This is a genomic window from Pseudomonas sp. KH_050, from assembly GCF_057838875.1.
Window position 1 is genome coordinate 6,256,818 of record NZ_CM174478.1, and the last position, 20,550, is coordinate 6,277,367.

A 20,550-nucleotide genomic window follows, 5' to 3' on the forward strand; every position below is an offset into this window, starting at 1 on the left:
CATTGACAACTAACGTTAGTCAAGCCACCCCCATCAACCACTTCAGGGCGGTAACTATTAAGCACATCGATACTTCGAAAGGATTCGAAAATGCTCAAACCCACGGTCGGCCCTATTATTGGCTTTACCACCACCCATCACGTTCGCATTTTTCTACGCGGCAACCATGATAATAATCCTTTGGTATTCGGCGCAATTCGTTATCGGGTAAAAGGCCAGGGACAATGGACGCAAGGTAAGTTTGCGTTACTGATACCATCGAACGACATGTCCGAAGTCATTACGCTAAATAACCTGAGCGAAGACACGGAACATGAATATCAAGCAGGCTGGTTCACCTCCTCCAGCCCGCTGCACACGCCAGATACGGTACAAGAGCTGGACCTGCAGTGGCCCCATGAGACTTTCTCATTCAAGACAGCCTCCAGCAAAAAAACCACTCCTCGCTCCTACGTCATTGGTTCATGCCGTTATTTACGCATGACGCTTGGGCGACCTTGCGATCCGGAGCTCGGCGACCGCATCTTTGCCGCTATCGACACGCTGGCGCTGAACCCCTCCACGCCGGTCCATGGCATGGTAATGACCGGAGATCAGGTCTACGTCGACGACCTGAATTTTTTTGCACCTGATCGCGACTACAAATCCATTTTGAGCAAATACCAGGCGGCTTTTTCTCAACCCAATATTCGAAATCTCATGTCGCACGTTCCTACTTACATGATTCTCGACGACCATGAAATTGAAGACAACTGGCCCGCTAAAGCAAGCAGAGAGGATCGGTCGTTGTTCAACAATGCCATTAGCGCCTATCAAATATATCAATGCAGCCACAGCCCCGCCCACACCCTATTAACTTCCGGGCAGATCGATCGCGAGATAACACACTATTGGTATCAATTTGCCGACGGCGATACCGAGTGGTTTGTTCTTGACACTCGTACGGGCAGGAATCTCTCGATTCAAGACAGACGAATACTTGATATAGAGCAGGAGCAGGCCCTATACAAATGGCTTATCAATAGCCGGGCAAGCGTCAAGTTAATCGTCACCAGTGTCATGTTCTATCCCGACCTCAAGAACGACGGCGGTGACACCTGGAAATCTTTCCCTGCTCAGCGCGAGCGGATCCTCGAAACCATACGTTCGAACAAGGTCAAGAATGTTGTCTTCATTTCGGGTGATGTGCACGGTTCGATGACCAGCCAACTGACTCACTCAGAGGACAAGGACTTCGTGGTCCACACCATCGTTTCGTCGCCCTTGCGCAACACCAGGCTTTTGCCTTATGCCAAGGCCGCCGATTTCATTCTCGACCACCCCCTCACCACGCAGGGCAGAGGCAGCTATAACCATGCACTGACCAGTGAAGTGGTCAGCCAGGACAACTTTGCACGTATCACCCTCGATCAACAGCAGATCAACGTCGACTTCCACGACCACGAGGGAGAGCGCCTCCAATCAGTGACCATTGCGCTTCGCTGATACCGAAGACGTGTCGTTCATGCTGGCCGGTTCGCCTTCCGCGCCAGCATGGACATCAATTTCTGCCCCCTCTGTAGAAATCCTCTACCCTGCCGACAAACGTTTATAGCACTTAGCCTTCATCCTCTCTTGTCAGTCTGTGTCGCATGATGCAACCTTGCCCGCAGGCAACAGTACAGAGGGCGCGAGCCCGGCGCGATCAGCATCTTCGAAGCGAGTTTCCTCCATGAAAAGCCAACCCGATGCCGTCAGCCGTATGGCGGCCGAGGTAGTGACGCAGTTGCCTGTGCCCTCGCGGCTCGGCATGCTGCGTTTCGAACGGTTGAATGAGGTTAGCTGGGCGCTGTTGTTTCTTGATCCCAACTGCGAGCGCCAGTTCGGCATAGCCGCCGTCGAACTCTGTGCACTGGTAGGTTCACCCTATGCCAGCCTGATGGAACCTGAAGCGCGCTATCAACTGCATGACGCGATCCAGCAGCAGTTGAGCGCAAGCCCGCATTATCTGATCCGCTATACACTGCATACCGCCCAAGGGCCATTGAACCTGCTCGAACTGGGCGAAGCCTACAAACAACATAATCGGCATCTGCTGCGCGGTTACCTGCTCGTGGTCGACGACCTGTTCAGCGACACCCCGCAACTGCCGATGCTGGATCAGTTCCAGCACCTTGAACGGGTGCGTGCCCAGCAAGACCTGATCCTGCTCCTGGCTCGCCAGCGCTACAGCACCAATAATTCCCTGCAAGAAGCCGCCAAACTGATTACTCGCAGCGCCTGCGACATCTATGAGATCGATTGCGCCAGCATCTGGAACCTCGAAGGCCAGCAACTGACGCCGATTTCCGCGTACCACCGTGCCTCCCGGGAATACTGGATGCCGGACGTCATCGATGCGAGCGGCTTCCCCTGCTATCTGGAAGCCCTGCACACCAGCCGCGCAATCGATGCCCACAATGCGATGCGCGACCCCCGCACCCGGGAAATGGCCGAAAGCCTGAGATCGCGCGACGTCAACGCCATGCTTGACGCCAGCATCCGCGTCGATGGCCAGGTGGTCGGTGTGTTGTGCCTGGAGCAGATTGGTATCACCCGCGCCTGGCAGTCGGATGAGATCGCTTTCGCCGGGGAACTGGCCGATCAATTCGCCCAGGTCATCAACAACCACAACCGGCGCACCGCCACCAGCGCCTTGCACCTGTTCCAGCGCGCTGTCGAGCAGAGTGCCAACGCCTTTCTGCTGGTCAATTGCGACGGTGTGGTGGAATACGTCAACCCGAGCTTTACCGCGATCACCCAATACACCACCGAAGAAGTCCACGGTCAAAAGCTGTCGGAACTGCCGGCGCTGGAAAACCTCAGTGAATTGCTGTTCGACGCACCATCGAGCCTGGCCAAGAGCAATAGTTGGCAGGGCGAATTCAAGAGTCGGCGTAAAAATCTCGAACCTTACTGGGGTCAGCTGTCGATTTCCAAGGTCTACGGTGACAACCGCGAGCTGACCCACTACATCGGCATCTACGAAGACATCACCCAGACCAAGCTTGCCCAGCAGCGCATCGAACGTCTGGCCTACACCGACAACCTGACCAATCTGGGCAACCGTCCGGCGTTCATCCGCAACCTCGACGAACGCTTCGCCCGTGACAGCGACACCCCCATCAGCCTGTTGCTGGTGGACATCGACAACTTCAAGCGGATCAACGACAGCCTCGGTCACCAGACCGGCGACAAACTGCTGATCAGCCTGGCCCGGCGTTTGCGCAACAGCCTCAGCCCGAGTGGCAGCCTGGCGCGCTTCGCCAGTAACGAATTCGCCGTGCTGCTCGACAACACCGATCTTGAGGCCGGCCAGCATGTCGCCCACCAATTGCTGATGACCCTCGACAAGCCGATGTTCGTCGACAACCAGTTGATCAGTGTCACCGGCTCCGTGGGCCTGGCCTGCGCGCCGCTGCATGGCCGCGAACCGCAAACCCTGATGCGCAACGCCGGGCTGGCCTTGCACAAGGCCAAAGCCAACGGCAAGCACCAGGTTCAGGTGTTCACCGAAGCGCTGAACGCCGAGGCCAGTTATAAGCTGTTCGTCGAGAACAACCTGCGGCGCGCCCTGACCCAGAACGAGCTGGACGTGTTCTACCAGCCCAAGCTCTGCCTGCGCAGTGGTCGCCTGCTGGGGATGGAAGCCTTGTTGCGCTGGAACCATCCGGAAAAAGGCATGATCCGCCCGGACCAGTTCATCAGCGTCGCCGAAGAGACCGGGCTGATCATTCCCATCGGCAAATGGGTCGCCCGCCAGGCCTGTCGCATGAGCAAGCAGCTGACCGCTGCGGGTCTGGGCAATCTGCAAGTGGCGATCAACCTGTCGCCCAAGCAGTTTTCCGACCCGGACCTGGTGGCCTCCATCGCCGGCATTCTCAAGGAAGAACAGCTGCCCTCCTCCTTGCTGGAGCTGGAGCTGACCGAAGGCCTGCTGCTGGAAGCCACCGAAGACACCCACTTGCAGCTCGACCAGTTGAAACGCCTGGGCCTGACCCTGGCCATGGACGACTTCGGCACCGGTTACTCGTCGCTTAGCTACTTGAAAAAATTCCCGATCGACATCATCAAGATTGATCGTAGCTTCATCCACGAAATCCCGGACAACCAGGACGACATGGAGATCACCTCCGCGGTGATTGCCATGGCCCACAACCTCAAAATCAAAGTGGTCGCCGAAGGCATCGAGACCGCCGAACAGCTGGCATTCCTGCGCCGCCACCGTTGCGACGTCGGCCAGGGCTACCTGTTCGACCGGCCAATCCCGGGGTCGGAGCTGATCGAAAGGCTCAAACGCTACCCGCGTGGCCCAAACGCCTGACAGCGCTGTAACACTCGGGCACACTGGTCGTCTGACTCTTTACTGTTAACTCAATCTGACTGAGAGGACTGATCATGGTCTTGCGCTCGGAAATTCTGGTGAACAAAAACGTGCTCCCAACCAAAGAACAAGCCCTGCCTGGCCGCGAAACCCCAATGACCGTGCCGGCCGAACATTTCGTCAACGGCAACCCCTTGCTCGGCCCATTCCCGGGCAGTGTGGACTTCGCGATCTTCGGCCTGGGTTGCTTCTGGGGCGCGGAACGTCGCTTCTGGCAACGCGAAGGCGTGTTCAGCACGTCGGTGGGCTACGCCGGCGGTTTCACGCCGAACCCGACCTATGAAGAAGTCTGCTCGGGCCTGACCGGTCACAGCGAAGTCGTGCTCGTGGTCTATGAGCCGGAAAAAGTCAGCTACCAGGAACTGCTGGCGATGTTCTGGGAACTGCACAACCCGACCCAAGGCATGCGCCAGGGCAACGACATCGGCACTCAGTATCGCTCGGTGATCTACGCCACCAACCCCAGCCAACTGGAAGCGGCGAAGGCCAGCGAGAAAGTGTTCCAGGCTGAACTGACCAAAGCCGGGCTGGGCACCATCACGACTGAAATCGAAGAAGCCCCGACTTTTTACTACGCCGAGGCGTATCACCAGCAGTACCTGGCGAAGAACCCCGAGGGATATTGCGGGATTGGCGGTACAGGCGTGACCTGCCCGATTTGATGGCATAAAGCAAAAAGATCGCAGCCTTCAGCAGCTCTTACGGGTGTATCGAAATCCCTGTAGGAGCTGCCGCAGGCTGCGATCTTTTGATCTTGCTTTTTATTCGGCGATCAACCAATCCATCTGCCACCCACCCTGGGTCTGCCCCAGCTTCTTCGACAACCACGGCAACAACTCGCGCAACTCCTCCTCCAGCCCCCACGGTGGATTGGCGATCGCCAGCCCTGAACCGTTCAAGCTATTGGGCGTATCCAGCGGATGCACCAGCAACTCCACCCGCAGCAGCTTCGGCGCACCGGTGCCGGCCAGATCCTGGTAGAACCGGCGCAACATCCGTTGATCCTTCACCGGGTACCAGATCGCGGCTACCGTCTGACGCATCCGGCCAATCGCCTCTTTCAACGACGCCGCACAGCGCTGCATCTCATCGAGCTGCTCGAATGGCGGATCGATCAACATCACTGCGCGCTTCTCCGGCACTGGCAACATCGCCCGCGGCACATGCCAGCCTTCGCCCAGATGCACCTTCACCCGACGATCACCCTTCATGTTGTCCTTGAGCAACACACCATCTTGCGGGTGCTTCTCGTTGAGCAACACCCGGTCCTGCGCACGGGTCAGACGCCGCGCCAACTCCGGCGACCCCGGGTAATAGCGCAACTGGCCATCGGGGTTCATCTCGTGCAACACCTTCATGTAATCGGCGGTCAACGCCGGCAGGTCCGGCTGATCCCACAGACGCGCAATGCCTTCCAGGTACTCACCGGTACGGCTGGCCTGATCACCCTGCAGGTCATACAGACCAATGCCGGCGTGGGTATCGAGATAGGCAAACGGCTGCTCCTTGCGCGACATCAAGGCGATGAGGCGGGTCAAGGTCAGGTGTTTGAAAACGTCGGCGTGGTTGCCGGCGTGGAAGGCGTGGCGATAGTTCATGGTTGCTCCTGCGCAGGAGGCGAAGTTTACCTTGTACGACGCAGAACGTCAGGGCTTCACAGCCAAGCGGACAAACACCGCTTCCCTTGTGGCGAGGGAGCTTGCTCCCTCGCCACAAGGATTGTTCCTACTTCGAGATCTGCGTCTGCAACCGCCGCCCAATCACATCCAGCAAATCACACCCATCGCGCAACGCAATGGCGCACAGCCGCGCAAAGTCGTGAAGGATCACCGCATCGGTATGAATCTCCTCGCGCATGGCCAGGTTTTCCACCAGCTGAGTGACGGCGCGGATGCGGTAATCGGCAGCGTCTTGCAGCACATCGAGCGGCGCCTGGGTGTCGACGAACAAGGTCGGGATATCGCAATCGTTGCTGGTGAGGGGCATGTAGCGGTGAGCGGTATCAGTGGAAAAGGGTGGACCGGGGGTGATGGTTCTCACGAGTCTGACTCCTAACGTATGGTTGGAGCCGCCAGAAATTACTTCCACATAATAGGTGGCGGCTGTACGCAGGTGTGGAAGACCGGGCCGTTAGGCACCCGGCGCACTCAAGAGTGCCCCGCGCACAGCCACCATAAAAACACAGACGATAAAAAACGCCATGCAGGTGGCGCTTTGTGCGCCTAACGATATAAGGGCTTCCACACCCTGTCACTGATTTTGCAGCGACTCATAAAGATTATCGATGCAGCCAATCCCCCGCCAGTTCACATAAACCGCCACAACCTGCGGGAAATGTCCGATGGCTTCGCCCAGAAATTTGCTCGCCTTGAGTACGCCCTCACGCCCTGAGCATTCCCTGACACCGAGGTCCCCTGACAAAGCGAAACCTCTTACATCGAAAAAAGGCTGATCCGATTTAAATATTCTAATCGCTCCTCCAGAGTCCCATGTCTTCAAAACGTACAAAGGACTTGCGGATGGACCACCCTGCCGATCAGAAGCCAACGCGGGGCTCAACAACCTGCTCGGCTAAACGGTACTGACGGCGGTTTCTCAACGTGGGTCGCGTCAATACCTCAACACAACGGCTGAAAATGGAATGACCACACGTTACGCAAAGATCACTATCACCTTGGTACTCGCTGCTTTCGCCTTCATGGCAGCGCTCAACAACATCACGGACTATGGCTCCAACTTTGCCTTTGTCCGGCACGTACTGAGCATGGATACCCTGTTCCCGCACAACAATGCCATGTATCGCGCCATCACCACTCCATGGATCTGGCATGCAGCTTATTGGCTGATCATTGCCGGCGAGACCCTTACTGCAGTGCTGCTGACCTACGGTGCGTTGGTGTTGTGGCGCTCACGGCATGGCACCGGCCTGGCATTCGACCGCGCAAAAAAGTGGGCAATCGTTGGCGTTACAGCGGGTTTTCTGCTGTGGTTCTTCGGCTTCATGGTGGTGGGTGGCGAATGGTTCATGATGTGGCAATCACAGATATGGAACGGCCAAGAAGCGGCCTTCAAGTTCTATATGGCGATCTTGGGTGTGCTGATTTTCTTGAACCAGGCTGACCCCGATCGGACCTGAGCAAAACGACGGCACAAAAAAACGGCCCGCCTCCAGAAGGACGCGGGCCGTTTTTATGTCGCCTGATGCCTAGAGCATCAGCTCATCTCACTCAGCTGTTCAGCTGGAAGTCTTTCTCGGCAGCGGCGAAACGCTTGAGCATGCCGGCAGTCGGAGCGCCCATTTTGCTGACGAAGTAAATCGCAAGGCTGGCGAAGATGAAGCCCGGGATGATTTCGTACAGACCCAGCAGTTCGAAATGCTTCCAGACGATCACGGTGATTGCGCCGACCAGGATACCGGCCAGTGCGCCGTTACGGGTCATGTCTTTCCAGATGACCGAAATCAGTACAACTGGACCGAAGGCGGCACCGAAACCGGCCCAAGCGTAGCTGACCAGACCCAACCACCGTAATTAAGGTACTTGGAAGCCTTGGCTACCCCCTCAAGATGGCTGGCATACACCGGTATATGCCCCACGCCACCAACCTCGGTCCAGCGGTGAACCAAACTGCGACTTGAACTACCCAGCGCACGATTCAAATTGGGATGGTCCGAGAAACCGATACCTTTGCGCGTCAGGCTTGTCATGTGGGCATCGAGTTTTGCGAGCAGGCGTTGGCGCTCTGCCAGGAACGTCGGTGAGTTGATGCCCATTTTGGGGATCAATTATTTGAGCGCTCCTGATTCCCACAACGCGACGAGTAGCGCTAAAGCGGCGAATAGTCCTATAGCACTCCACATGAGCACTATGAGCTTGCGCCTGAGTGAAAGGGGAAAGCTCTCTATATCCTCAGCACCGGCGATACCGTGTTTCACAAAAAAGCGGAAAAATGTAACGACGCTGCATGCTGAACCCACCAGCTGCAGCTTTCCCCAAGGACCAGTGTGTATGCGCGTAGAAATGGTTATGGCTGAAGAACTGTTCTTGAAAGAATCCAGCAACGCATCAGTTTTTGTGTAGCCAAGATATAGCGCAACCGCGAGCCAGACAAACATGCTGATGAGCACTACTCCACATAAACTACCAACAACCAGTTCCGCAGTAGTCATTTCAAACTCTCGTACACAATTTCGCCAATACCCCCTTCCCACCCAACTTACCACCCGCATGAGTGCCAGCACCAACTGCAATCTTTAAGAGCACATAGACAGCTTAGAAAACCTCCATTTCAATCATCGCTGCGAGGCAGAACATGATCAGCAGCAGAACGATCACAGACCACTGCAAAACAATCAGCCTATACCGAAGTGATGAGGGCAATCGTTCAATATCGTCAGCACTGACACGACCGCGTTTAATGTAAAAACCGGGAAACGTTACAAATCCGGAGATCCCACCAACCACCATTAATTTTTCCCAGGGCCCACCGTAGCTGAGAGGCACAAGGCTTACAACGGCAGGGCTATTTTGGAAATAACTCAGCAAGACCTCCATTTTTGTATAGGCTAGGTACAGAGTAAACCCGATGCACGCTATGAGCCCTCCAAAATCAATTAATCCGACTACAAGAAATAATTTATCACCCGTGCTCAGGGTCACTTCACTGACTCATAAATTTTTTCAGCTATATTCTCACCAACTTTCTCACCGAGTTGACCTACTGAAAAGGACGTCGTTCCGACCACTAAAACTCCGCAAACCAATATAGATACACCTCCGGTAGGAACACCGAGCCCCACACAGAGTCCTCCAACTACCGGGGCACTTAACGCAATACCGGCTGCCCAGCCGCCAACCAAACCTCCAGCAAAGCTTCCCGTCTCAGTAAACTTGACTCGCTCGCAAGCTTCGGTATTTCCCGCCGTACATACATTCTGAACCTTCAAGGCAGATGCCCCTCCGCCAACAGCTGTGCCGACCCAGCCACCGTACTTGAGGTACTTTGACGCTTTGGCTACGCCTTCAAAATGATTGGCATACCTCGGTATTTGCCCTACGGCACCAGCTTCGGTCCAGCGGTGAACCAGGCTGGGAGGAGCGATGAACATCGCACGTTTCAAGTTGGGGTGGTCCGGGAAACCTATACCTTTGCGCGTCAGGCTTGTCAGGTGAGTATCGAGTTTAGCGAGCAGGCGCTGGCGCTCTGCCAGAAACGTCGGTGAGTTCAGGTGCCCGTCCTGCAGGAATGAACGCTGATGCAGCGCTTCGATTTCACGCAAGGTTCCGCTGACGTTTTCCAGGTTGTTACTGAAAATGCTCTGGCCAATGCCGGTTGCCTTCGAGCCATAGGCCAGGAAGGTCTGAATGGCATCACGGTGTTGCATCATGAAGTCCGCTTCTTCCGGGCTAAGGGTTTCAAGCACCTGATTGGTCTTGGCCGCCACGTCCATGAGCAGGGCTTCTTCACGGGTGCACTGGAAGTTGTTGGGATCGCTCAGCACAATCATCGAGCCGGCTTTGACGTCGCGCAGATTGGGATTGAGCAGCTTGAATTTGCCCATCACCGCCGGGTCGCGCAGGGTGAACAACGAGGCCTCGAGTTGTTCACGGGTGGTGCTCTTGGGCACGATGTAGAAGCCTGGTTCCTGGACGTCGAGACTGGTGAACCGTGGCGCAAAAGAAGCATTTGTCGCTGATGCAAAGCCAGATGACCGCGGCGTAGTCGGATGCCCAGTAGATGTCGGCGATGGTGCGGCCGTGGCCAGCTGAGTGAATGTCTTGGCAGTTTTCACGACAGGTGGTTCATTCTCATAACTGCCCTCGAAGTTCGAGGGAATCAGTTGGGCTTTACAGGGGCAGCCGCTAAAGCTATCAAGCGTGCCCGCAACTCGCTTGCCATTGCTGATGACGTGAGAAACCCCTCCGTGGATCTGATAACGCTCATCGTCTTCCCCGCAGGTGACCAAGTCTCCTTCGCAGGCATGAACGAGGCCGAACAAACTGAAGGTGACATCTCCTTCCAGAACCGTGCCACCACAGGTGGTTTTATCACCCGGTCCAATGTAATACCCAGTCGCCATGTCTTGATCTCCCTCTCTGCTGGCATCCCGACCATGGGAGGCGCGCCGTCATTAACGATGAGTTACCCCAACTCGGAAATGAGCCGGGCTAACGCAAAGTACGTGCATACAGAGAGAATTCAAGGCGCCCGAGCACAATAGGAAATGTCCCACGAGCAGTACAGAATAAGGCGGCGGAGTTGGAGATAAGGGCCAATGCCCGAAGAAAAAAAACGGCCCGCCTCCTGTAGGAGACGGGCCGTTTTTGTGAAAGCTCAGAGCCTCAGCTCATCCCCATCACTTGTTCAGGCGGAAATCACTCTCAGCCGCAGCGAAGCGTTGCAGCATACCGCTGGTTGGTGCGCCCATCTTGCTAACGAAGTAAATCGCAAGGCTGGCGAAGATGAAGCCCGGGATGATTTCGTACAGACCCAGCAGTTCGAAATGCTTCCAGACGATCACGGTGATTGCGCCGACCAGGATACCGGCCAGTGCGCCGTTACGGGTCATGTCTTTCCAGATGACCGAAATCAGTACAACTGGACCGAAGGCGGCACCGAAACCGGCCCAGGCGTAGCTGACCAGACCCAGTACGCGGTTTTCCGGGTTGGCAGCCATGGCGATGGCGATCAGGGCAACCAACAGCACCATGGCGCGGCCGACCCATACCAGTTCGAGCTGGGAAGCATTTTTACGCAGGAAGGTCTTGTAGAAGTCTTCGGTCAGGGCACTCGAGCACACCAGCAACTGGCAGCTCAAGGTGCTCATTACGGCAGCCAGAATGGCCGACAACAAGACACCGGCAATCCATGGGTTGAAGAGGATTTTAGCCAGCTCAATGAACACCCGCTCGTGGTTATCACTCACTGGCATCGCCACTGCAGGGTTCGCCGCGAAGTAGGCAATACCGAAGAAACCAACAGCAACGGTGCCGCCCAGGCACAGGATCATCCAGGTCATGGAGATGCGACGTGCGTTGGCAATCGACTTGACCGAATCCGCCGCCATGAAACGCGCGAGGATGTGCGGCTGGCCGAAGTAGCCCAGGCCCCAACCCATCAGCGAGATCACGCCAATGAAAGTGGTGTTTTTCAGCATGTCGAAATTGCTTGGATCTTGCGCTTCGATAGCCAGGAAAGTGGTATCGACGCCACCGGTGGCCAGCAGCACGATGATCGGCGTCAGCAGCAGGGCAAAGATCATCAGCGTGGCTTGTACGGTGTCAGTCCAGCTCACTGCCAGGAAGCCACCAACGAAGGTGTAGGCAATAGTCGCCGCAGCACCGGCCCACAGGGCAGTCTCGTAGGACATGCCGAAGGTGCTTTCGAACAGACGGGCACCCGCAACAATGCCGGAAGCGCAATAGATGGTGAAGAACACCAGAATCACGATAGCCGAAATGATTCGCAGCAGACCGCTAGTGTCTTCAAAACGGCTGGAGAAGTAATCCGGCAGAGTCAGTGCATCGCCGTTGTGCTCGGTCTGCACCCGCAGACGACCGGCCACGAACAGCCAGTTCAGGTAGGCACCGACGATCAGGCCGATGGCGATCCAGCTTTCCGACAGGCCGGACATATAGATAGCGCCCGGAAGGCCCATCAGCAACCAGCCGCTCATGTCGGAGGCACCGGCGGAAAGCGCGGTCACCACGCTGCCCAGGCTACGGCCGCCCAGAATATAGTCAGAGAGGTTGTTGGTGGAGCGATAGGCCATGAAGCCGATCAATACCATTGCCGCGATGTAGATCACGAACGTGATCAGGGTTGGATTACTTACGCTCATTGAGTTGCGCCCTGGCATTGTTTTTATGTAGCGGCGGTCTGTCGGACCGTCTCTCTGCACCTGAGTGGATAGACGATTCTGTTTGCCGCGCATTTATGACTGACGTTTCCCCAGGAAAGCCATCAGCCGATGAACCGTTCTTTTGGACTGGTTGCACCTTGGGCGCGAATGCTATTCAACAAAGCAAATAAGGTGCAACCTGTTTCGGCCGAATAAGTTGCACCTAGTCGGATTTTTTATTGAATTCGCCGTTTTTGCTCCTTTTCGGAGCAAAAAACCTGATACCCAGAAGCAAACAGCACCAAGCAGGCGCGACTTTTACCTACTGGAAATTATTTCCTGACGAGCCGTCTATTTTTCCGACAAAAAAAGGTTGCACCCGGTTGCACCTCGGTCTGCTCACGGCTAACCTTGCCGCCAGCTGATGCCACGCAGTCGTGGCAAACATGAGGATAAAAATATGGCTACCACCACCCTTGGGGTCAAACTCGATGACCCTACCCGCGAGCGCCTCAAAGCCGCCGCGACCTCGATTGATCGCACGCCGCACTGGTTGATCAAGCAGGCAATTTTCAATTACCTGGAAAAACTCGAGGGTGGTGCAACCCTGACCGAGCTGAACGGTTTGACCGGTAAAGACGCTGATGACGCCGGTGACGTGCAAGCTGACCACGCACACCAGTGCTTCCTCGAGTTCGCCGAGAGCATCCTGCCGCAATCGGTCCTGCGCGCTGCAATCACTGCCGCCTACCGTCGCCCGGAGCCGGAAGTGGTGCCGATGCTGATCGAGCAGGCGCGCCTGCCTGCGACCATGGCCGAAGCCACCAACAAATTGGCGGCCTCGATTGCCGAGAAACTGCGCAATCAGAAGAGCGCCGGCGGCCGTGCCGGTATCGTTCAGGGCCTGCTGCAGGAATTTTCCCTGTCGTCCCAGGAAGGCGTGGCACTGATGTGCCTGGCCGAAGCGCTGCTGCGTATCCCGGACAAAGGCACCCGCGACGCACTGATCCGCGACAAGATCAGCACCGGTAACTGGCATCCGCACCTGGGCAACAGCCCATCGCTGTTCGTCAACGCCGCTACCTGGGGCCTGCTGCTAACCGGCAAACTGGTCGCTACCCATAACGAAGCCGGCCTGACTTCGTCCCTGAGCCGCATCATCGGCAAGAGCGGCGAACCGATGATCCGCAAGGGCGTCGACATGGCCATGCGCCTGATGGGCGAGCAGTTCGTCACCGGCGAAACCATCGCCGAAGCCCTGGCCAATGCCAGCAAGTTCGAAGCCAAGGGCTTCCGCTATTCCTACGACATGCTCGGTGAAGCCGCACTGACCGAACATGACGCACAGAAATATCTGGCTTCCTACGAGCAGGCCATTCATTCGATCGGCAAGGCTTCCCACGGTCGCGGCATTTATGAAGGCCCGGGCATCTCGATCAAGCTTTCGGCCCTGCACCCTCGCTATAGCCGCGCCCAGTACGAGCGGGTGATGGACGAGCTGTACCCGCGCCTGCTGTCGCTGACCCTGCTGGCCAAGCACTACGACATCGGCCTGAACATCGACGCCGAAGAAGCCGACCGCCTCGAGCTGTCGCTGGATCTGCTGGAGCGACTGTGCTTCGAGCCGCAACTGACTGGCTGGAACGGCATCGGCTTCGTCATCCAGGCCTATCAGAAACGTTGCCCGTACGTGATCGACTACGTGATCGACCTGGCTCGTCGCAGCCGTCATCGCCTGATGATTCGTTTGGTAAAAGGCGCGTACTGGGACAGCGAAATCAAGCGCGCCCAGGTCGAAGGCCTGGAAGGCTATCCGGTCTATACCCGCAAGGTGTACACCGACGTTTCCTACATTGCCTGCGCACGCAAACTGCTGTCGGTGCCGGAAGTCATCTACCCGCAGTTCGCCACCCACAACGCCCATACCCTGTCGGCCATTTACCATATCGCCGGTCAGAACTACTACCCGGGTCAGTACGAGTTCCAATGCCTGCACGGCATGGGTGAGCCGTTGTACGAACAGGTTGTAGGCAAGGTTTCCGAAGGCAAACTGAACCGTCCATGCCGTGTCTACGCGCCGGTCGGCACTCACGAAACCCTGCTGGCCTACCTGGTCCGTCGCCTGCTGGAAAACGGTGCGAACACCTCGTTCGTCAACCGCATCGCCGACCAATCCATCTCGATTCAGGAGCTGGTGGCCGATCCAGTGGCCAGCATCGAGCAGATGGCGACGCTGGAAGGCGGCTTCGGCCTGCCACACCCACGTATCCCGCTGCCGCGTGATCTGTACGGTACTGAACGTGCCAACTCCAGCGGCATCGACCTGGCCAACGAACATCGTCTGGCGTCGTTGTCTTCCTCGCTCCTGGCCTCCGCGCACAACCACTGGAAAGCCGCGCCGATGCTCGGTTGCGCATCGAGCAACGAAGTTGCTGCACCGGTACTGAACCCGTCCGATCTGCGTGACGTGGTCGGTCATGTGCAAGAAGCCAACATCGAAGACGTCGACAACGCCATCCAGTGTGCGCTGAACGCAGCACCGATCTGGCAGGCCACTCCACCCGCCGAGCGCGCTGCGATTCTGGAACGCGCCGCCGATTTGATGGAAGGCGAGATCCAGCCGCTGATGGGCCTGCTGGCTCGCGAAGCGGGCAAGACCTTCACCAACGCCATCGCCGAAGTGCGTGAAGCCGTGGACTTCCTGCGTTACTACGCGGTACAGGCGCGCAACGATTTCACCAACGACGCCCACCGCCCGTTGGGTCCAGTGGTGTGCATCAGCCCGTGGAACTTCCCACTGGCAATTTTCAGTGGCCAGGTCGCCGCAGCGCTGGCTGCCGGTAACCCGGTACTGGCGAAACCTGCAGAACAAACTCCACTGGTGGCGGCTCAAGCCGTGCGCCTGATGCTTGAAGCCGGGATCCCTGAAGGCGTGCTGCAACTGCTGCCGGGCCGTGGCGAGACCGTTGGCGCCCGCCTGGTCGGCGACGATCGGGTCAAAGGGGTGATGTTCACCGGCTCGACTGAAGTCGCTCGCTTGTTGCAACGCAGTGTCGCCGGCCGCCTGGATACCCAGGGCCGTCCGATCCCGTTGATCGCTGAAACCGGCGGCCAGAACGCGATGATCGTCGACTCCTCGGCGCTGACCGAACAAGTGGTCATCGACGTCGTATCCTCGGCCTTCGACAGCGCTGGTCAACGTTGCTCGGCCCTGCGCGTACTGTGCCTGCAGGAAGATTCCGCCGACCGCGTCATTGAAATGCTTAAAGGTGCCATGGCCGAATGCCGTCTTGGCAACCCGGAACGCTTGTCCGTGGACATCGGCCCGGTGATCGACGCCGAAGCCAAGGCTGGCATCGAGAAGCACATCCAGGGCATGCGCGACAAAGGTCGCAACGTGTACCAGGTGGCAATCGCCGACATTGAAGAATGCAAACGCGGCACCTTCGTCATGCCGACCTTGATTGAACTGGAAAGCTTCGACGAGCTGCAACGGGAGATCTTCGGTCCGGTGCTGCACGTGGTGCGCTACAAGCGTAAAGAGATCGATCAGCTGATCGGCCAGATCAACGCTTCCGGCTACGGCCTGACCCTGGGCGTGCACACCCGCATCGACGAAACCATCGCCAAGGTGATCGACAACGTCAATGCCGGTAACGTCTACGTTAACCGCAACATCGTCGGTGCCGTGGTCGGCGTGCAGCCGTTCGGTGGCGAAGGCTTGTCGGGTACCGGTCCGAAAGCCGGTGGTCCGCTGTACCTGTACCGCCTGCTGTCGACTCGTCCTACCGATGCGATCGAGCAATCCTTCGTTCGCGGCGACGCGCTGAACGCACCGGATGTTCGTCTGCGCGATGCCATGAGCAAGCCACTGACCGCTCTGAAAACCTGGGCTGATAGCAATAAACAGGCCGACCTGAGTGCGCTTTGCCTGCAATTCGCAGCACAATCGCAAAGTGGTATCACTCGCCTGCTGAGCGGCCCGACCGGCGAACGCAACAGCTACGCCATCCTGCCGCGCGAGCATGTGCTGTGCCTGGCGGAAGTCGAAGCGGATCTGCTGAGCCAACTGGCTGCGGTACTGGCCGTCGGTGGTTCGGCGATCTGGCCGGATGCCGAACTGAACAAGGCGCTTTACACTCGCCTGCCGAAAGAAGTGCAAGCGCGCATCAAACTGGTCAACGACTGGAGCAAGGACGAAGTGGTCTTCGATGCAGTCCTGCATCACGGCCATTCCGACCAGCTGCGGGCGGTCTGCCAGCAAGTGGCCAAACGTGCCGGCGCTATCGTCGGGGTTCACGGCCTGTCCCAGGGCGAAACCGGCATTGCGCTGGAGCGCCTGGTGATCGAGCGTGCACTGAGCGTTAACACTGCTGCGGCGGGTGGTAATGCCAGCTTGATGACTATCGGTTAAACCGCAATAAGACCGGGCACCCGCAATGGGTGCCTGGTTGTTTTGAAGAGCAAAGTCAAAAGATCGCAGCCTGCGGCAGCTCCTACTCGCCTCGTTCTGCCCCTCCATCACGCTCATCAATCATCCTGTTCACCCTACCCTCCCCGCGCCTAGACTCGGCCCATCCCAAAAAGAAGGTAGGCCGCCATGTCCGAGACGTTGCTCAGTTCCCGCAATCTGGCTTTCGAGCTGTATGAAGTTCTTGATGCCGAGGGCCTGACTCAGCGTGAGCGGTTTGCCGAGCACAATCGCGAGACCTTCGATGCTGCTATCGGCACCGCCCGAAGCATTGCCGAGAAGTTTTTCGCCCCGCACAACCGCAAGGGTGACGAGAACGAGCCGCGCTACGAAGACGGCAAGGCGATCCTGATTCCAGAGGTGAAACCGGCAGTCGATGCTTTCCTCGAAGCCGGCTTTCTCAACGCCGCGCGCAGTTTCGAGGCTGGCGGCATGCAGTTGCCGACCCTGCTCTCGCAAGCCTGCTTCGCGCATTTCCAATCGGCCAATGCGGCATCGACCTCGTACCCGTTCCTGACCATGGGTGCCGCGAACCTGATCGAAAGCTTCGGTACCGAGGAGCAAAAACAGCGCTTCCTGCAGCCCATGATCGACGGCCGCTTCTTCGGCACCATGGCCTTGACTGAACCCCATGCCGGCTCGTCGCTGTCGGACATCCGCACCCGCGCCGAACCGGCCGCCGATGGCTCCTACCGGCTCAAGGGCAACAAGATCTTTATCTCTGGCGGCGACCATTCGTTGTCGGAAAACATTGTGCACATGGTCCTGGCCAAGTTGCCGGATGCGCCCGCGGGGGTAAAAGGCATTTCACTGTTTATCGTGCCCAAGTTCCTGGTCAACGATGACGGCAGTCTCGGCCCGCGCAACGACGTGCTGCTGGCCGGGCTGTTCCACAAGATGGGTTGGCGCGGCACCACCTCCACCGCACTGAACTTCGGCGATAACGGGGAATGTGTCGGCTATCTGGTGGGTAAGCCGCACCACGGCCTTGGCTACATGTTCCAGATGATGAACGAAGCACGGATCGGCGTCGGCATGGGTGCGGTGATGCTCGGCTACGCCGGTTACCTGTATTCCCTGGAGTACGCTCGCGAGCGTCCGCAAGGTCGCCTGCCGGACAGCAAGGACCCGAATACTGCACCGGTCTCGATCATCCAGCACGCCGATGTCAAACGCATGTTGCTGACCCAAAAGGCTTACGTCGAGGGCGCTTTCGACCTGGGTCTGTATGCAGCGAGATTGTTCGACGACACCACCACCCTCGAGACCGAAGCCGAACGTAAGCAGGCCCACGAGCTGCTGGACCTGCTGACCCCGATTGTCAAATCCTGGCCTTCAGAGTTCTGCCTGAAGGCCAACGAACTGGCGATCCAGATTCTCGGCGGTCACGGCTACACCCGCGAATACCCGGTGGAACAGTACTACCGCGACAATCGCCTGAACCCGATCCACGAAGGCACCCACGGCATCCAGTCACTGGACCTGCTGGGGCGTAAACTCGCGCAGAACGGCGGGGCCGGGCTCAAGCAGTTGATTCGGCTGATCGCCAACACCGCCGAGCGGGCACAGACCCATGAATCCTTGACGCCGCTGCGTCAACCGCTGGAGCAACTGGTCGCACGACTGCAAACCGTCACCCTCGGCCTGCTGACCGACCTGGGTCAAGGCAAGGTCAACAGCAGTCTGGCCAATTCGGCGTTGTACCTCAAAGCGTTCGGCCACACGGTGATCGGCTGGCGCTGGCTGGAACAGGCGATCCGCGCTGAAGAAGGACTGCTCAAGGGCAATGGGGCGGATGTCAGCTTCTACAAAGGCAAGCTGCAAGCCGCCCGCTACTTCCTGACCTGGGAAGTACCAGGCTGCCATCATGAGCTGGCGATTCTCGAAGCCCGCGACGATACGTGCCTGACCATGCGCGATGAGTGGTTTTGATCGCCTGAAACCACCCAGAGGCCGGTGCCGGAGTTTCTGGAAACAGACTAATTTCCAGATGCCCCGGCCTTTGCTTGCTGCTGGGGACAGCGCTCATTAGACTTACGCCTCATTTAAGCGAGAGCAGGGTCGATGTCCACTGTCTTTCCCCACGATTCTGTTGGTTTGGTGACGCCGAAAATGGCGCACTTCAGCGAGCCCCTGGCCCTTGCCTGCGGCCGCTCCTTGCCAGCCTATGATCTGATCTACGAAACCTATGGCGAGCTGAACGCCACGGCCAGCAACGCCGTGCTGATCTGCCATGCGTTGTCCGGCCACCATCACGCGGCAGGCTTTCATAGCCCCGACGACCGGAAACCCGGTTGGTGGGACAGCTGCATCGGCCCCGGAAAACCGATCGATACCAACAAGTTCTTCGTCGTCAGCCTGAACAACCTCGGCGGCTGCAACGGCTCCACCGGGCCGAGCAGCATCAATCCGGAAAGCGGCAAGCCCTTTGGCGCCGACTTCCCGGTATTGACCGTCGAAGACTGGGTCCACAGCCAGGCGCGCCTGGCAGACCTGCTGGGCATCAGCCAGTGGGCCGCGGTGATCGGCGGCAGCCTGGGCGGCATGCAGGCCTTGCAGTGGAGCATCAGCTACCCCGAGCGCATCCGTCACTGCCTGGCGATCGCCTCGGCCCCCAAGCTGTCGGCGCAGAATATCGCCTTCAACGAAGTGGCGCGTCAGGCCATCCTGACCGACCCCGACTTCCATGGCGGGTCGTTCCAGGAACAGGGCGTGATCCCCAAGCGCGGGCTGATGCTGGCGCGGATGGTCGGACACATCACGTACCTGTCGGATGACTCCATGGGCGAGAAATTCGGCCGTGGCCTGAAGAGCGAAAAGCTCAACTACGACTTTCACAGTGTCGAGTTCCAGGTCGAAAGCTATCTGCGTTATCAGGGTGAGGAGTTCTCCGGACGTTTCGACGCCAACACCTACCTGCTGATGACCAAGGCCCTGGACTACTTCGATCCAGCGGCGAGTTACGATGACGATCTGGCGAGAACCTTCGCCGGAGCCAAAGCCAGGTTCTGCGTGATGTCTTTCACCACCGACTGGCGCTTCTCCCCGGCCCGCTCGCGGGAGTTGGTGGACGCACTGATGGCGGCCAAGAAAGACGTTTGCTATCTGGAAATTGATGCTCCGCAAGGCCACGACGCCTTCCTGATTCCGATCCCGCGCTACTTGCAGGCTTTCAGCAACTACATGAACCGAATTTCGCTTTGAGGACGCCATGAGAGCCGACCTGGAAATCATCCAAGACTGGATCCCCGCCGGCAGCCGCGTGCTCGACCTCGGCTGTGGCAATGGCGAACTGCTCACCTGGTTGCGGGATCACAAGCAAGTCACCGGCTACGGCCTGGAAAACGACCCGGACAACATTGCCGAATGCGTCGCCAAAGGCATCAACGTCATCGAGCAGAATCTGGACAAGGGGCTGGGCAACTTTGCCAGCAACAGTTTCGATGTCGTGGTCATGACCCAAGCCCTGCAAGCCGTGCACTACCCGGACCGGATCCTCGACGAAATGTTGCGGGTCGGTCGTCAGTGCATCATTACCTTCCCCAACTTCGGTCACTGGCGCTGCCGCTGGTACCTGGCCAGCAAAGGCCGGATGCCCGTTTCGGACTTCCTCCCCTACACCTGGTACAACACGCCGAACATCCACTTCTGCACCTTTGAAGACTTCGAAGCCCTGTGCAGTGAGCGTAAAGCGCGGGTCATCGATCGGCTTGCCGTCGATCAACAACATCGACATGGGTGGGCCAGTAAGCTATGGCCTAATCTATTAGGTGAAATCGGTATCTATCGCGTCAGCAGCCCTGGCCTGCAGGATCACCAGGTCGCGGTATAACCACG

General features: G+C 57.9%; 15 protein-coding genes and 1 pseudogene. 8 read left to right on the forward strand and 8 right to left on the reverse strand.

Annotated elements, in window-relative coordinates:
• The first annotated feature begins 90 nt into the window (after positions 1 to 90).
• The 3 genes from AC3IUA_RS28785 (at position 91) to msrA (ending at position 5,064) form a co-directional block, all read left to right on the forward strand.
• Positions 91 to 1,485 carry an alkaline phosphatase D family protein gene (locus AC3IUA_RS28785; protein ID WP_489358154.1) on the forward strand — a complete coding sequence of 465 codons (1,395 nt, stop codon included), beginning with the start codon at positions 91 to 93 and terminating at the stop codon, positions 1,483 to 1,485.
• A gap of 226 nt (positions 1,486 to 1,711) precedes the next feature.
• The gene (locus tag AC3IUA_RS28790; RefSeq protein ID WP_489358155.1) at positions 1,712 to 4,342 is read left to right on the forward strand and encodes a sensor domain-containing phosphodiesterase; all 2,631 of its coding nucleotides are present in this window, start codon (positions 1,712 to 1,714) and stop codon (positions 4,340 to 4,342) included.
• Positions 4,343 to 4,416: 74 nt separating this feature from the next.
• Positions 4,417 to 5,064: a peptide-methionine (S)-S-oxide reductase MsrA gene (gene msrA / locus AC3IUA_RS28795; RefSeq protein WP_489358156.1), complete on the forward strand. Its 648-nt coding sequence runs from the start codon at positions 4,417 to 4,419 to the stop codon at positions 5,062 to 5,064.
• A gap of 99 nt (positions 5,065 to 5,163) precedes the next feature.
• Here the strand turns inward: msrA and AC3IUA_RS28800 are convergent, their stop codons facing one another.
• Entirely contained in the window at positions 5,164 to 6,000 is an 837-nt protein-coding gene (locus AC3IUA_RS28800; RefSeq protein WP_489358157.1) for a 23S rRNA (adenine(2030)-N(6))-methyltransferase RlmJ, read from the reverse strand.
• Positions 6,001 to 6,127: 127 nt separating this feature from the next.
• Positions 6,128 to 6,442, reverse strand: coding sequence for a hypothetical protein (locus tag AC3IUA_RS28805; protein WP_489358158.1), 315 nt, complete (start codon positions 6,440 to 6,442; stop codon positions 6,128 to 6,130).
• Between the two features lie 601 nt (positions 6,443 to 7,043).
• Between AC3IUA_RS28805 and AC3IUA_RS28810 the strand changes: the two genes are divergently transcribed.
• Positions 7,044 to 7,538, forward strand: coding sequence for a DUF2165 family protein (locus AC3IUA_RS28810; protein WP_489358159.1), 495 nt, complete (start codon positions 7,044 to 7,046; stop codon positions 7,536 to 7,538).
• A gap of 91 nt (positions 7,539 to 7,629) precedes the next feature.
• Here the strand turns inward: AC3IUA_RS28810 and AC3IUA_RS28815 are convergent.
• The 6 genes and pseudogenes from AC3IUA_RS28815 to putP form a co-directional block, all read right to left on the reverse strand.
• Positions 7,630 to 7,929 (reverse strand): annotated as a pseudogene (locus tag AC3IUA_RS28815) (sodium:solute symporter family transporter); the annotation flags it as partial.
• The gene (locus AC3IUA_RS28820; RefSeq protein ID WP_489358160.1) at positions 7,863 to 8,186 is read right to left on the reverse strand and encodes a hypothetical protein; all 324 of its coding nucleotides are present in this window, start codon (positions 8,184 to 8,186) and stop codon (positions 7,863 to 7,865) included. The gene AC3IUA_RS28820 and the pseudogene AC3IUA_RS28815, both read right to left, overlap by 67 nt.
• The gene (locus AC3IUA_RS28825) at positions 8,187 to 8,570 is read right to left on the reverse strand and encodes a hypothetical protein (protein WP_489358161.1); all 384 of its coding nucleotides are present in this window, start codon (positions 8,568 to 8,570) and stop codon (positions 8,187 to 8,189) included.
• 103 nt (positions 8,571 to 8,673) lie between these two features.
• Complete coding sequence (locus tag AC3IUA_RS28830; RefSeq protein ID WP_489358163.1) at positions 8,674 to 9,060, reverse strand: hypothetical protein; 387 nt, start codon at positions 9,058 to 9,060, stop codon at positions 8,674 to 8,676.
• A complete protein-coding gene (locus AC3IUA_RS28835) occupies positions 9,057 to 10,481 on the reverse strand; it encodes a PAAR domain-containing protein (protein WP_489358164.1) in 1,425 nt (474 codons plus the stop codon). The genes AC3IUA_RS28830 and AC3IUA_RS28835 overlap by 4 nt, the downstream gene beginning before the upstream one ends.
• 276 nt (positions 10,482 to 10,757) lie before the next feature.
• Complete coding sequence (gene putP, locus AC3IUA_RS28840; RefSeq protein ID WP_489358165.1) at positions 10,758 to 12,242, reverse strand: sodium/proline symporter PutP; 1,485 nt, start codon at positions 12,240 to 12,242, stop codon at positions 10,758 to 10,760.
• A gap of 460 nt (positions 12,243 to 12,702) precedes the next feature.
• Between putP and putA the strand changes: the two genes are divergently transcribed.
• From putA to metW, 4 genes are all read left to right on the forward strand, one after another.
• Positions 12,703 to 16,656, forward strand: a complete 3,954-nt coding sequence (gene putA / locus AC3IUA_RS28845) for a trifunctional transcriptional regulator/proline dehydrogenase/L-glutamate gamma-semialdehyde dehydrogenase (protein WP_489358166.1) — start codon at positions 12,703 to 12,705, stop codon at positions 16,654 to 16,656.
• 186 nt (positions 16,657 to 16,842) lie between these two features.
• Complete coding sequence (locus tag AC3IUA_RS28850; RefSeq protein WP_489358167.1) at positions 16,843 to 18,645, forward strand: acyl-CoA dehydrogenase; 1,803 nt, start codon at positions 16,843 to 16,845, stop codon at positions 18,643 to 18,645.
• Positions 18,646 to 18,777: 132 nt separating this feature from the next.
• Entirely contained in the window at positions 18,778 to 19,917 is a 1,140-nt protein-coding gene (metX, locus tag AC3IUA_RS28855; RefSeq protein ID WP_489358168.1) for a homoserine O-succinyltransferase MetX, read from the forward strand.
• A gap of 7 nt (positions 19,918 to 19,924) precedes the next feature.
• On the forward strand, positions 19,925 to 20,545 hold the full coding sequence (gene metW / locus AC3IUA_RS28860; RefSeq protein ID WP_489358170.1) for a methionine biosynthesis protein MetW: 621 nt from the start codon (positions 19,925 to 19,927) through the stop codon (positions 20,543 to 20,545).
• The last annotated feature ends 5 nt before the right edge of the window (positions 20,546 to 20,550 follow it).